Below are 14,379 nucleotides of genomic sequence, written 5' to 3'. Positions count from 1 at the left end.
CCTACCGCTTTTCTTTGGTAGGAAAACTCAGTTGTACTTTTAACCCGCCCGCACTGCGATTAGTAAGCGTAATTGCTCCATGATGCTGACCAACGATCCGCTTTACTATTGCTAAACCTAGGCCGGTTCCTTCACTGCCACGCGCAGTATCACCTCGAGTAAATGGTTGGAATACTTTTCTGATCTGGCTTGCTTCAATCCCGGGCCCATTATCTTCCACCGTCACCCAAACCAATTCATTATCAGCGGTTATTCCAGTGGACACTTTCACCCAACCGTTTCCATATCGAATCGCATTGATGACAATATTGGTTACCGCGCGTTTTATCGCGATCGAGTTTCCGCATACCACTCTAAGCGACTTAGCCAATTCGGTTTCAATCTCTATCTCATAACCGCCTTCAGCACTCGAGACCTCATTAACGATCTCATTGATATTCACATCTTCAAAAGATTGGCTATCCAATGGCTTTAAGAAATCCATAAACTGGCTGATGATTTCGTTACATTCTTCCGTATCGCTATTTATACCTTCCGCAAGATAGTCGTCTTGTGGTGACATCATCTCTGTGGCTAAACGGATTCTCGTCAGTGGCGTTCGTAAATCATGACTAATACCAGCCATCAATAATGCTCGATCTTCCTCTAGCTCTTGGATCCCTTTTGCCATTTGATTGAAAGCACTGGTCACAGAGCGAATATCTGAAGAACCTTTCTCTTGAACAGGTTGTGGGTTTTCTCCCCGACCGACTGCGTTTGCTGCTCTTTCCAGTGCTTTCAATGGTCTATTCTGTAATCGTATAAATAACCAGCCTCCAAAGATAATCAGCAGAGACATTAATAAGCTATTGCGAAATAAAGGGGCAAAGTCTTCTTCTTGCAATTCAGACAACGGAATTCGAATCAATGTGTCTGGTACCGCCTCCATTTTAAGCCATAGCACGTAACTTTCCTTCCCGAGATAAAGACGAACATCTGTTGGAGTCTCTAGCTCTCTCGTCATCTGTTCACTCATCAAACTAATACTAATACCGTGTTCGTACTCTTTTGAAAATTCACTTTTATCAGAATGAACTGTCACTCCCAGTTTTGCCAACATCTTCTGTCGCATAGGAGCATATAGCTCTTGCTCATTGGTATCAGGATCATCGAGCATAAAACTAATTTCATGACCAATAATCTTATTAACCTGCTGGAGGCTCGGCAACAACGCATAATTGTAAACGGCGTAGTAGGAATACACCTGATTTGCGATCAGCAAAATCAAAAACAGCACAATGGTCTGAGTAAAAGAACTACGAACTCGCATACTGGACTCACAATGATAAAAAAAGCTCCTGATAGTCAGGAGCTCAATATAAGTTAAACAGACTCACCATCAGGAACAAAAACATAACCGAGTCCCCATACGGTTTGAATATAACGAGGCTTACTTGGATCAATCTCCAACATACGTCGCAAACGAGATACCTGAACATCGATAGAACGTTCCATCGCAGAATACTCCCGCCCTCTTGCCATATTCATCAGTTTATCCCGAGACATAGGTTCACGTGGGTTACTAACTAGGGTTTTCAATACCGCAAATTCACCGGACGTTAATGGCATCGGTTCATCACCGCGGAACATTTCTCGCGTCCCTAGATTTAGTTTAAACTCGCCAAACTCCACGACTGACTCTTCAGCACTTGGCGCTCCAGGAGCCTCGATGACTTGGCGACGCAATACGGCTTTAATTCGAGCAAGTAACTCACGAGGGTTAAACGGCTTCGGTAGATAGTCATCCGCTCCAACTTCTAACCCAACAATCCGGTCAATTTCATCCCCTTTTGCCGTTAACATTAAAATAGGGAGATTATTATTCGCATTGCGTAAACGACGACAAATCGACAATCCATCTTCACCTGGCAACATTAAATCTAGAACCATTAAATGAAAGTTCTCCCGAGTGAGTAAACGATCCATCTGCTCACTATTCGCAACACTGCGTACCTGGAACCCTTGCTCAGATAAATAACGCTCCAATAAAGAACGCAATCGAACATCATCATCAACGACTAAGATTTTGGCATTATCAACCATGGTTAACCTCATTGAATTTAGGTTTGGATTTCTCGACAATTCACAGTATAACGCACTTCGTATGCATCGTGATTCGTCAGATCGACATTATGATACGACTGTAACATTACCGAGAACACTCTACCCAAAATAATTGTTAATGAGTATTTCTCTATTGTTTCCGTAAATAAAGGGCAAAAAAATAGCAAGCGAATAAGAACCCGCTTGCTATACATTGTCTCGAACAGGAGAACTAAATTACGGCGAAAGCCTGCGCCACTTTATCAACGTTCTGATAATTTAATCCAGCCAAGCACATACGGCCACTGGCGATTAGATAAATGCCATGCACATCTCGTAGCTCATCCACTTGCTGCTCGCTAAAACCGGTGTAGCTAAACATCCCTTTTTGGTCGACAATAAAATCAAAATTCTTTGTCGGAGCTAACTGCTTCAACTGCTGATGCAAATGTTGACGCATACTGCGAATTCGCATTCGCATCTCTTCTAGCTCGTCCATCCATTGTTGGATTAATTTATCATCATTAAGCACTTTCGAGACCAACATCGCACCGTGCTTAGCTGGGCTAGAATAATTACGACGAACCGTCGCTTTTAACTGTCCTAGAATTCGCGTCGCCATCTCTTCGTTTTCACACACAAACGAAAGCCCACCGACACGTTCCCCATAGAGTGAGAATGTCTTCGAAAAAGAGTTTGCGGCAAGGAAAGAGATTTTGTTACGTTTCGCCAATTCAGCAATCACATAAGCGTCTCGCTCAATATCATCACCAAACCCTTGATACGCCATATCAAAGAAAGGAATTAACTCATTTTTCTCTAGGACTTCAATGACCGAATCCCACTGTTCATTAGTTAAATCAACCCCTGTTGGGTTATGACAACAGGGGTGGAGCAATACAATATCTTGTTTTGGAAGAGCAGATAGTGCACTTAACATACCGTCAAAATCGAGTGAACAGGTTGTCGAGTCGAAATACGGATAATTCCCTACTTCAAAGCCAGCACCAGAAAATATCGCAATATGGTTTTCCCAAGTTGGATTACTCACCCAGACTTTTGAATTTGGGAAATAATAATTAAGAAAATCAGCGCCAATCATAAGCGCACCAGAACCACCCAGTGTTTGAATGGTCGCAACTCTGTTTTCCTTCAATGCATCATGGTCTGCTCCAAAAACTAACCGTTGCACTGCAGTACGATAAGGCGCTAAGCCTTCCATTGGTAAATAGAGACAAGGCTCATTTGAAGCATTAAAAAGCTGTTGATCAGCTTGTTGTACGCATTCCAAAGTCGGGATCTTTCCCGCTTTATCATAATAAAGGCCGATACTAAGGTTTACTTTATCAGCACGCTCATCACCGATAAAAGTTTCCATCAGCGATAAAATTGGGTCGCCAGCGTACGAGGTAACATGACTAAACACTAAATTTTCTCCTGTTAAACGCTATATCGGTCACTTCTATGATTCAGTGCGATAATGAGATTCAGCACCAAACCACAAACGATTGAAAGTAATAACTTATCTGGTGTTACGACAGAAAGTGAAATCAACATAATCGTGACATCGACTCCCATTAACAACCATCCTGCTTTTATACCGAATCTATCTTGTAAGTAAAGCGCAAGAATATTAAACCCACCTAAACTGGCTTTATGGCGAAACAAAATGATAAACCCAACACCAAATAAAAATGCGCCAAAGATAGCGGCATAAATAGGGTCTAGATGCTGAATGTCGATGAATTGGCCGTGCAATTTCGAGAATGTCGACACCAAAAATACCGCGGCAAACGTTTTTAAGGCAAATACCCACCCCATACGTCGAATCGCAAAATAGTAAAAAGGCAAGTTTATCAAGAAGAAAACAATGCCAAATTCAATGCCTGTCTTATAGTGAAAAAATAGTGATAATCCAGCGGTTCCGCCCGTTAACAATCCTGCTTGCTTAAGAAACACAACCCCAAACGCGACAATGCTTGTCCCCATGAGTAGCGCCATTGCATCTTCAAACCAACGGTGCTTTGGTATCACTTTTTCTTCTGTTAATGCCGTATCGGACATAACTCTTAATCCTATCGTAATTATTTATATCGACTCAATTATCATGCAACGCTTATTTTGTGCAATTATATCACTAAAAATATAAATATCATGCAAAAATTAACAACAATCGCTAAAAACAAGCACAGGAGATATGGAAAGGATAAAAACAAAAAAATCCCCAAGAGTGGGGACTTTCTAAAATTCGTGGCTAAGGTGTTCTAAGACGTCACAATACCATTTTCTTTTATGCGTTCTAAAACAATCGATGTTTTAATATGAGAAATAAGCTTAGTTTGAAACAAGCGAGATATCAGTTCATTAAGACTAGCAAGGTCTGCCACCACCATTTTCAAAGAATAGTCGGCATCACCTGTCGTCTTATACGCATCAATGATCGTCGGTTCAGTTGATACCATGTCATGAAACTTCGAAGAATTGATTTCTTCATGGCTCGATAATTTCACTTCAACCGTCGCCATAATTTCTTGTTTCAGAGCTTTTGGCGCGAGGCGAGCATGATACCCAAGTATCAATTGTTGCTGCTCGAGACTAATACGGCGTCGTGAACATTGCGATGGCGACAAGCCGACTAAATCACTTAACTCTTGATTGGTCAAACGTCCATTCTCATGCAACAGCGTAAGAATTTTCACATCGTACTCATCGATATTAGACATAGATTCCACTTCCTTTGATGATAATGACGAATTCTAACAAACAAGTATTTCTCTTGCCTGAAACTTTTCAGTCCCTACCTTTATTTTTTGAGGCCAAAATATCAATCCGAAAATACTTGCCAATATATTCATGATCCATATCAATTATTATTTAACTATCCAGTAATTAAAAAACAAGGCTCATATATGCACGTTATATTTTTAAATGTCATTGGCTAAAAATAAAAATAGGTCACAACCATCATGTTTAATAATTTAAAACTCGCAAAAAAAATCGGCTTAGGATTTGCGCTCGTTTTAGTACTCTTAACTGCCGTCGCATTTGTCGGCATTTCTGGACTCAATAATGCAGACCATGGAATGAAAACATATCGTTCATCGGTGACAGATACCGATTTAATGAGTCGTGTTCAATCAGACATGTTAATGGTACGACTAGCAGTAAAAGGGTTTCTTGATAGCGCAAATGAGAGTGATGTTACGCTCTACAAAACGCACCTTTCCAAGTTGCAACAACACTTGAGTACGAGTGAATCTCAAATAACAAACCCCGAACGAAAAAATATTATTACCACAATCAGCAGTTCCATTTCAAACTATAATACTGCCTTTTTAGAGGTCATTACCAAAGCTTACAAGATCGATGAAATTTATAACCAAAGCTTGGTCCCTCATGGAGAAGACATGAGACTGGCGATCAATAATCTGATCACCAAGTTGGGCAATAGTAGCAATCATTCAGCACTTCTTGATGCCGTCGAACTACAGCGTCAAATGTTGGTAGGCCGACTCTTTGTTGTAAAATATTACGAATCAAATAAAGAATCCGATTACCTTACTGCAATTGAAAATATAGACGATGCAGTAACCGCACAGCTAAGTGTTCTATCTAGAAAAATATACAATCCCGATAACAAGGCTCTACTCAATACCTTTAGTCAAAATCAAAAAAATTATGTCAACGATATGGCCAATATTTACCAAGTGGTCAATCAACGCAATGCACTCGTTACCGAACAACTGATTGTCCTTGGTCCTCAAGTTGCGGAATTAGCTGAGCAAGTAAAAGCGATGGTATTAACCGAGCAAAACACATTGGGGGATGAGCTAAAAGCACTTATCCATCAAAATATGCTCTATTCAATAACTCTTTCTGCTATTGCAATTGTCCTTGGCATAGGAGTATCGGTGTTTCTTGCACGACGAATCACTCAACCAATCAGTCAAGCGGTTGGGCTTGCCAATCAACTAGCCGACGGCGATCTCACTATAAAAGTTCCTCCTCACTCAAAAGATGAAACCGGCATGTTACTGGATGCCGTAGACAACACGGCAAATAAACTGCGCGCCATGATAGGCACTATTTCTCAATCGAGTATGGAACTGGCTTCAGCCTCTGACGAACTGGCTGTCGTAACAGAGCAATCATCAAAAGGCATTATGCAGCAAGAAACCGAAAGTGACTTGGTTGCAACCGCAATGAACGAGATGGCAACAACAGTTCATGATGTGGCAAATAATGCGAGTAAAGCCTCTGAAGCTGCGACTCAAGCCGACCAGGAATCTATGGCAGGGTCAAACGTTGTTAACCTCACGATTCAATCAATTAATGAATTACACGACAACGTGAATAACTCATCAAGCAAGTTACAAGAAGTTGAAAAGCAAGTCGAAAATATCAGCAACATTCTTAATGTGATTAAAGAAATTGCAGACCAAACCAATCTACTTGCACTTAACGCTGCGATTGAAGCCGCACGAGCAGGTGAACAAGGTCGGGGCTTTGCGGTGGTCGCGGATGAAGTACGCTCACTTGCTGCTCGTACTCAAACTTCCACCGGAGAGATTCAGCAAATCATTACCCAACTCCAAACTGGCACAAAATTGACTGTTGAAGCAATGACGGAAGGAAAGGCTCATGCATTGACCTGTGTTGACCGAGCTGAGCAAACCAATGAAGCACTATCAGCCATAACAAATGCGATCTCACTGATCAATGAGATGAACTTCCAAATCGCGAGTGCTTCTGAACAACAAAGCACGGTTGCTGAAACCATTAACCAGAACGTCGAAAATGTTAGACGCATAGCACAAGAAAATGCCGCTGGAGCAAGCCAAACGCTCAGCTCTAGCCGAGAAATCGCCCAACTAGCGGATAATTTGAACCAGATGGTTGTCCAGTTCAAAGTGTAATTTTATCGATATTGTCTAAAGCTCCAACTAAGTAGCATAAAAGCCAGCGAACTTGCTGGCTTTTTATTGAATGTACTAATGAAAACGAACAGTCTTTATCACTATTATTCTCTTGTTAACCTTATGAGCTATTTTAAGTAAGAGGTTACTGCTGTCTGTCGAGTTCAAAGTTAATTGATTTACTCTCCCCTTCGCAACTCTACTGCCCTACTGCTGTTTCGATATATCAGGCCACTGAACGTTATCTACATCTACGCGTTTTAATGACATTCAGGCTTTATTTTTCTGACTCATTCCTATCAACCTTAGAACGAAAAAAAAGCTTTACCGACCATTGGGTAAAGCTTTCTATATAATTAATGTCCAGATCTAGCAGTTACCCGCAACGATTAAATCAACCAGAGCTGAGTTTGAACAGCGCGGTGATACTTGAAAGTCTTTCAACCACTTGAGTCAGATCTTTGGTTGAACGCTCGGTACTATCGGCACCTTCATTAGTTGTCTTTGCAAGTTCATTCACTTCAACAATCGACTGGTTAATTTCTTGAGCAACCGCCGACTGCTCCTCAGAAGCGGTCGCAATTTGCAGATTCGATGCCTGAATTTCTTCTACTGACGTTAAAACGGCAGTAATGGCATCGTTTGCTTGAGAAGCGTGCTCAATAGTTTCTTGAGTATTTTCTAAACTACACGTCATAGATTGAACCGCAGTCTCCGCAACCTGTTGTAAAGTAGTAATCGTGTTGTCAATTTGTCCAACACTGTCTTGAGTTCTACTTGCCAATTGGCGAACTTCATCTGCCACAACAGCGAATCCACGTCCTTGTTCACCAGCTCGAGCTGCTTCAATCGCTGCATTAAGAGCAAGAAGGTTGGTTTGATCGGCAATATCTCGAATGACTTTTAAGACATCAGAGACATTGACCACTTCAGTCTTCAGATTATTAATCTCACCAGAGACTGAACTGATATCACTACCTAACTTTTGAATACTTTGAGACGTCAAATCCGTAATATTTGCTCCCTCCTTCGCTTGGCTCAATACCATATCAGCTAAAGTAGAGGCTTGTTGAGCATTCCTAGAGACCTCGTCAACCGTTGAAACCATCTCACTCATTGCGGTTGCAGTCATTTCCATTTGGGATATTTGGTTATCTGAGCTTTGCTTCGTAACATCAACCAAAGACTTAAGCTGTTGTGATGTTGTATCAACTGAAGATGACTCTCGATTAATATCCCCCACCATAGCTTTTAACCCTTCGAGCATCATCACGGTTGATGCATAGATACCTGTGGCATTTGCTGATCCCGCGGTTTCGACAGTTAAATCACGATCGGCAATTCGCTCAATGATTCCTTGGATCTGCTGAGGCTCGCCTCCAATTGGTTTATAAATTAATTTAACGATAATTGTATAAACTAAGAATAAACTAATAGTGATGAAAATTACGGCAATGAAGCTCGATTCTTTTAACATATCTAAACTAGGCGCAAGGATGATAGAGCGATCCTCATACGTGTATACATTAATACCGTACTGAGAAGCACTTTGCTTTGTAGCAACATAGGCGGAGTCATCATCTAGCTGATACTCAATGTAGTCACCACTAAAGTTTTTGTACATGGGTCTAATCTGGTAAAAGTCCTTCCCTAGATATTCTTCACTTTGAGCATAAAGCACTTTTGCTGAAGAGTCGGTCACAAATACTTGTCCATCAGCAACATTTCCTAGCACTAACTGCTTAAAGGTATCAGAAGTGATATCCAGGCCAATAATAGCCACCACTTCTCCTTGGCGCATAATTGGTACAACATAGGACGAGACAAGCTTTTTTAAAGTCTCATCATAATAAGGAGGGATAATTGTGAATTTTTTATTTTGAGCGGGCCCTGCATACCAAGAGGCCGTTGTATCAACATCGGAACCAATGACATCATCACTCCTCACTTCATTCCCGGAAGAGGCAACGAGATAAGTTAAAAAACCATTGCTAGATGTTGTTAGCGCTTTAAGTTGAGTCATCACCATCTCTGGGTTAGAAATCACCCCATCTTCAATAGTGACAATATCCCCGAGCATTTTCAGCTTGAATTCAACACCGCTAATATACTGATCAATTTGACTTGATACCGAAATACCTTGTTGCTTTCGAATATCAACCGCTTCTTTGTAATTGAATGCTTTAAACGCAAGATAGCTTTGCAGCACAATAACGACAACAAGTAAAAACAGCAAACCGCCAATTAGACTCGTCAATAATTTTTTTAAGCTCATATTTTTCAATACAGTACCCTCGTACCCAAAAGTTAAAGCTCATCATTTGACAGTTTCGATAATCGATCGAACTATCAAAAACTCGCTTTAATGTACATAATCACTTCGTCTATAAACTATAGGATGTGAATGGGTATTTTTCTGTTTAGAAATAACATTTATTTTTAACAGAATAAGATAATCTTGCTTACCTTAATGATTCGTAGAGTGAATTCTGCTAGTAGTAACTCAGAGCAGGCAACTTCGGCTTAGAGAACTGGTTCAATGGATTTTGGGCTGAGATACAATAGAGAATAAAGGTATCGAGAGGTTCGTTTTCTAGAAAGCCGAATCATCGGCTTTATGTTTGACAATATTCAATTGAGTTAATGAACCATTCTTTTTCTCCGTCAGGTGTCATTACAGTAAACTCATCGTCGACTTCTTTCTTTAGCAATGCTCTTGCCATCGGCGAATCAATAGAAATGTAGTCTTTTGCATCGCCATAAATCTCTTCAGGGCCAACGATACGAAATTTTTTACTATCACCAGCATCATTTTCGATCTCTACCCATGCTCCAAAAAACACTTTACCCTCTTGCTGAGGTGAATAATCGACAATAGTCACCTCCGGTAAAAATTTTCTTAAAAACCGAACGCGCCGGTCTATTTGTCGGAGTAAACGCTTATTAAATGTGTAATCTGCATTCTCTGAACGATCGCCTAAACCTGCAGCCCAAGTAACTATTTTTGTTATTTCTGGACGTTTTTCATTCCATAAATAGTCATGTTCTGCTTTTAATTTGTCGTAGCCTTCTCGGGTTATCAACTTGGTTTTCACGTCAACTATCCAACTTATCTATAAGAACTGTAATGTCTTTTTAACCTATTCTACCGCTAAACTGACTTATTTGTATCGGATAAGACTATACTGCTAATTTGCCTAAGCCCCAATTGATTACAATATATAAGTCTGGTGAAGAAGAGCACATCATTTTTGGGTAGAAAGAAACGATTTTTTTCAAATAAAATAATAAGATACTAGATATTATGAGGGAATCACATAGAATTGTGGTCACGTTCTTTTTGAACACAATGCAATAGTATGACAATTTTCTCGGACGAATATCAATACACTAATCACTACCTTGCCAACAGTGGTAGAAAGGTTAAAAAGATGACGAGTTTACCGTTATGATGCCTAAAGATGAGAGAATGGTGTGTGAATACCATTTTTTACAAAACAGTACACACCAGAATAAACCTCAGTAATTATCCCCTAATAACAATTCGATGATCGTCAATACAATCATCGAATTAAACAAGAGAAACCAAGAATGAGCCAAGCTATCACCACACTAATTGCCAATGAACTCAACGTGCGCCTAGAGCAAGTCATCGCGGCTGTTGGCCTAATTGATGATGGTAATACCGTTCCTTTTATCGCTCGTTATCGGAAGGAAGTCACTGGTGGCTTAGATGATACACAGTTGCGTAATTTAGACAGTCGCCTCTCCTACCTGCGAGAGCTGGACGAACGTCGTCAAACTATCCTTAAGTCAATTGATGAACAAGGCAAACTCACAACCGAGCTCACTAAAGATATAGAAGACGCCGACAGTAAAACACGCCTTGAAGATCTCTATCTACCCTACAAACCCAAACGCCGAACCAAAGGGCAAATCGCAATAGAAGCGGGACTCGAACCACTTGCCGATCGTTTGTGGGAACAAGCTGATTGTGAACCCGAAGCTGAAGCTCAGAAATACCTCAATAGCGAACATAACATCAATGACACCAAAGCCGCACTAGATGGTGCTCGAGTCATCATCATGGAGCGCATCGCTGAAGATGCAAACTTGCTAGAAAAGGTTCGCCATCATTTAAATCGCAATGCACATATTGTGTCACGAGTGGTTGTAGGGAAAGAGCAAGCTGGTGAAAAGTTCAAGGATTACTTTGAGCATCAAGAGCCGATCAGCAAAGCGCCATCACATCGTGCATTAGCGATGCTGCGAGGTCGCAACGAAGGGTTTCTATCGATAAATATGAATGCCGATCCTGCTCAAGAGGAAGGAGTTCGAGAATCATACTGCGAAACTATTATTGCACAGCATTACGGCTTACATTTAAGCCAAGCTCCAGCAGACAAATGGCGTAAGCAGGTCATCAGCTGGGCCTGGCGAATCAAGGTTTCGATGCACATGGAAACCGAGTTAATGGGCTTGCTAAAAGAGCGCTCTGAAATCGAAGCAATTGACGTATTTGCCACCAATCTAAAAGACTTATTAATGGCCGCACCAGCTGGGCCACGCGCAACATTAGGGCTCGACCCTGGTTTGCGTACCGGTTGTAAGATAGCGGTCGTTGATGCCACAGGTAAGGTATTGGACACCGGTGTTATTTACCCTCATCAGCCACAAAAGCAATACGATCGCTCAATGCAAATCATTGATGCCCTTATCCGCAAACACAACGTAGATTTAATCGCGATTGGTAATGGTACCGCCTCACGTGAAAGCGATAACTTTGCAGCAGATTTAATTAAACGCGGCAACTTAAAGGTTCAAAAAGTAGTTGTTAGCGAAGCGGGTGCATCGGTGTACTCCGCTTCAGAGTTAGCTGCAAACGAATTCCCTGATATGGATGTGTCACTCCGTGGCGCGGTTTCGATTGCTCGCCGCTTACAAGATCCACTTGCTGAATTGGTTAAGATTGATCCGAAGTCGATTGGTGTTGGCCAATACCAGCACGACGTCAATCAATCCATGCTAGCAAAGCGTCTCGATGCGATTGTTGAAGACTGTGTTAACGCCGTGGGTGTCGATGTAAACACCGCTTCTGCAGCACTTCTAACGCGCGTTGCAGGGCTTTCCACTGTGTTGGCGCAAAATATCGTTAACTACCGTGATGAGAATGGTCGATTTAATTCACGCACTACGTTGAAGAAAGTCGCTCGCTTAGGGCCAAAAGCTTTTGAGCAGTGTGCCGGTTTCCTTCGGATCATGGGTGGAAAAAACCCTTTAGATGCCTCAGCAGTGCACCCAGAAGCCTACCCGGTTGTGAAATCTATTGCGGAAAAGAATCAGAAAAAAATTGATACGTTAATCGGCAACAGTGACTTTCTGAGAAATTTAAAAGCTGTCGATTACACTGATGACAATTTCGGTATTCCAACCATCAGCGACATCATCAAGGAACTCGACAAACCCGGGCGCGATCCTCGTCCAGAATTCAAAACCGCTACTTTTGCAGAAGGTGTCACCGAAGTGTCTGATCTTGAGGTAGGAATGGTCTTGGAAGGTGTTGTATCTAACGTCGCCAACTTTGGTGCATTTATTGACATCGGCGTCCACCAAGATGGTTTAGTTCATATCTCGGCACTTACCGACCATTACGTCTCAGACCCACGAGAAGTGGTCAAAGCGGGAGACATTGTTAAGGTGAAAGTGATGGAAGTGGATGCGCAGCGCAAACGAATTAGCCTGACGATGCGGCTAAGTGATGAACCTGGACAAGAGTCTCGATCTCGCTCTAGCGCGCCAAAGGAGCATCGCCAAAATTCTCAAAGAAGCTCTCAACAGAAGCCTCGATCCACACCAGCAGAAAATGGCGCTATGGGTGGTGCATTTGCAGCCGCTTTTGCCAAAGCCAAGCGATAAAAAGCCCACCAGCGTTATTGGGTGGGTTAGCAAAATGTGCTTGTCGTTGTCTTTATAAAACGGCAAGCACCTCTGATGGAGTATGAGGACATACTGCTTGACCATAGTGATATTTAATCACTGTCCGACGACGGGCCATTCGCCCCTGCGTGATCGCTTCATCAATAATGTGCTTAGGAAGTCGAAACCGAATCGTATAACCAGTACCTTGCTCTTCACTGTAAGAAGAAAGCGCTAATAAATCGAACAGTCGATCCAATTCACTTTTTTCAACTTGCTGCTCAGAGGTAGCAATATCAGCGTCACCTTCAATATCATACTCAGGATGTTCAGCGGGATCCCACGCGGCACTTTTACGTCGTTTATCTTCTGGTTTTACCTTACGTTCTGCATTGGTTTTCTGCAATTGAGTTGTCGGAGCAATTGGTTCGCGAGTTCGATTATCTCGGGCAGCTTGTTCTGTTTGCACATTAACAGAAGGCGCAATAAGTGGCACACTCATATTATTTGCTGACACAATCATAATCGGAACCTCCTCGACACCCTACCTAGAATTCTAACAAATCACACAGAAACGCTAGGGTAAATACTATATCGACCCATCATTGTTTAATTTTAGTCCTAATTGTCTATTTTTTCCTCATCTAGGTGGCATTTCAGCTTCATGATACAAAAACGCCTCTAGAGACAAAACTGAAGTACCTGCTGGCAAAACTCTTCACCCTCGGTAATAAAAGGGGCGTGAGAGGAGCCAGTGAAAATATATTTATGACTCGCGCTCGCCAGAGAATCCATATCACTGGCGACTTTAATCGGGACTAACCCATCTAAACGGCCATAGAGCCGAAGAAATGGCACTGATATTTCCATTAATTTTGGGCGAAGATCTTCTTGTGCCAACAACGATAACCCTGCTACTAACGACTTTAAATTCGGTTCCGGACGAGAGAGTACCGCTTGTTTTAACGATTTTACATCTTGCCTAGCGGTAGGACTCCCCATTGCTTGCAACGCCATAAAACGCTCAATTGTTAATTGGAAGTCACTCAGTAACTGATCCGTAAAATCAATCAAAACCTGCGACTGAATACCACGCCACGGTTTATCTGCTGAAAACTTAGGTGAACTCGCAACCGTGATTAATTTACTCACATATTCCTTGTGGTACAGCGCCATATACGTTGCCACTAATCCACCCAATGACCACCCAATCCAGATCGCATTCTTTGGCGCTAGTTCAATAAGTTGCGACGCTATCTCTTCCAGTGTTTCTGCATCACAATGCGCACTATTCCCATAGCCGGGTAGGTCCACTACATGAACTCGGTGATGGGCTTGTAACTGCTCAACCGTTTTATTCCAAACTGCGCCGTTCATCCCCCAACCATGGACAAGGACAATATCGCTTCCATTACCGGATACTTGCCAATGTAATTTTTTCTGCTTGCTCGAATTTTCTACCACT

General features: G+C 41.9%; 11 protein-coding genes. 2 read left to right on the top strand and 9 right to left on the bottom strand.

The window, feature by feature from the left end; translation table 11 throughout:
- Position 1: 1 nt before the first annotated feature.
- The 5 genes from envZ to ACWU4D_RS11495 form a co-directional block, all read right to left on the bottom strand.
- A complete protein-coding gene (envZ, locus tag ACWU4D_RS11515) occupies positions 2-1,309 on the bottom strand; it encodes a two-component system sensor histidine kinase EnvZ (RefSeq protein ID WP_456051580.1) in 1,308 nt (435 codons plus the stop codon).
- A 53-nt stretch (positions 1,310-1,362) separates the two neighbouring features.
- Positions 1,363-2,082 (bottom strand): osmolarity response regulator transcription factor OmpR, encoded by a 720-nt coding sequence (ompR, locus tag ACWU4D_RS11510; RefSeq protein WP_456051579.1) that lies wholly within the window; start codon positions 2,080-2,082, stop codon positions 1,363-1,365.
- Positions 2,083-2,314: 232 nt separating this feature from the next.
- Positions 2,315-3,508, bottom strand: a complete 1,194-nt coding sequence (locus ACWU4D_RS11505; protein ID WP_456051578.1) for an amino acid aminotransferase — start codon at positions 3,506-3,508, stop codon at positions 2,315-2,317.
- 14 nt (positions 3,509-3,522) lie between these two features.
- Positions 3,523-4,146 carry a YitT family protein gene (locus ACWU4D_RS11500; protein ID WP_456051577.1) on the bottom strand — a complete coding sequence of 208 codons (624 nt, stop codon included), beginning with the start codon at positions 4,144-4,146 and terminating at the stop codon, positions 3,523-3,525.
- A gap of 200 nt (positions 4,147-4,346) precedes the next feature.
- Positions 4,347-4,805, bottom strand: coding sequence for an Lrp/AsnC family transcriptional regulator (locus ACWU4D_RS11495; protein WP_456051576.1), 459 nt, complete (start codon positions 4,803-4,805; stop codon positions 4,347-4,349).
- Positions 4,806-5,048: 243 nt separating this feature from the next.
- Here ACWU4D_RS11495 and ACWU4D_RS11490 point away from each other — a divergent pair, with 243 nt between their 5' ends.
- A complete protein-coding gene (locus ACWU4D_RS11490) occupies positions 5,049-6,998 on the top strand; it encodes a methyl-accepting chemotaxis protein (protein ID WP_456051575.1) in 1,950 nt (649 codons plus the stop codon).
- A 394-nt stretch (positions 6,999-7,392) separates the two neighbouring features.
- Here the strand turns inward: ACWU4D_RS11490 and ACWU4D_RS11485 are convergent, their stop codons facing one another.
- Entirely contained in the window at positions 7,393-9,273 is a 1,881-nt protein-coding gene (locus ACWU4D_RS11485) for a methyl-accepting chemotaxis protein (RefSeq protein WP_456051574.1), read from the bottom strand.
- 340 nt (positions 9,274-9,613) lie between these two features.
- A complete protein-coding gene (gene greB, locus ACWU4D_RS11480; RefSeq protein WP_456051573.1) occupies positions 9,614-10,093 on the bottom strand; it encodes a transcription elongation factor GreB in 480 nt (159 codons plus the stop codon).
- Positions 10,094-10,589: 496 nt separating this feature from the next.
- Here greB and ACWU4D_RS11475 point away from each other — a divergent pair, with 496 nt between their 5' ends.
- Complete coding sequence (locus ACWU4D_RS11475; protein WP_456051572.1) at positions 10,590-12,914, top strand: Tex family protein; 2,325 nt, start codon at positions 10,590-10,592, stop codon at positions 12,912-12,914.
- Positions 12,915-12,966: 52 nt separating this feature from the next.
- On the opposite strand, the gene ACWU4D_RS11470 is transcribed toward ACWU4D_RS11475, so the two are convergent.
- Both ACWU4D_RS11470 and bioH read right to left on the bottom strand, forming a co-directional pair.
- On the bottom strand, positions 12,967-13,437 hold the full coding sequence (locus tag ACWU4D_RS11470; RefSeq protein ID WP_456051571.1) for an ATP-dependent Lon protease: 471 nt from the start codon (positions 13,435-13,437) through the stop codon (positions 12,967-12,969).
- Positions 13,438-13,595: 158 nt separating this feature from the next.
- Positions 13,596-14,378: a pimeloyl-ACP methyl ester esterase BioH gene (gene bioH / locus ACWU4D_RS11465; protein WP_456051570.1), complete on the bottom strand. Its 783-nt coding sequence runs from the start codon at positions 14,376-14,378 to the stop codon at positions 13,596-13,598.
- Position 14,379 lies beyond the last annotated feature (1 nt).

The organism is Vibrio phycocola (genome assembly GCF_053850235.1).
The sequence above is the reverse complement of the archived record's forward strand: the minus strand, read 5'-3'. Positions and strand labels throughout refer to the sequence as shown.